The following is a 532-nucleotide window of genomic DNA, read 5'->3' as shown; positions in this document are numbered from 1 at the left end:
CCGCCGCAGGGCGGGGCCCCGTCCAGCACCGTCACCGACAGCCGCGGCCGTACCACCCAGCTGTGGCAGTACCGCACCGCCACGGCGACCGGCAACCCGTCCGACGCGGACGTCACCACGTACACGTACACGGCAGCCGGGCAGCCGGACAGGCGCACGGACGCCATGGGCAACACCTGGTCGTACGGGTACGACCTGCGCGGGCGTCAGATCTCGTCCACGGACCCGGACACGGGCACGTCGACGACGACGTACGACGTCAACTCCTCGGTCGCCTCGACCCGGGACGCCAAGGGCAACGTGCTGGCGTACTCCTACGACATCCTCGGCCGCAAGACCGGCATGTACAAGGACAGCGTCGCCCCGGCCAACCAGCTCGCGGGCTGGACCTACGACGCGCTGGCCAAGGGCCAGCCCTCCTCCTCCACCCGCTACAAGGGCGGAGCCGGCGGCGACGCCTACACCACCGCCGTCACCGCGATCGACGGCTCGTACCGGCCCGTCGACACCAAGGTGACCATCCCCGCCTCCG

Annotated in this window: 1 pseudogene; it reads left to right on the top strand. The window is 71.4% G+C overall.

Going from position 1 to position 532, the window contains the following annotated elements:
* Nucleotides 1-532, top strand: a pseudogene (locus tag AA75_RS22880) (hypothetical protein); the annotation flags it as partial.

It is taken from the genome of Kitasatospora sp. MBT63, from assembly GCF_000710465.2.
Taxonomy (GTDB): Bacteria; Actinomycetota; Actinomycetes; order Streptomycetales; family Streptomycetaceae; genus Kitasatospora.
The sequence above is the reverse complement of the archived record's forward strand: the minus strand, read 5'-3'. Positions and strand labels throughout refer to the sequence as shown.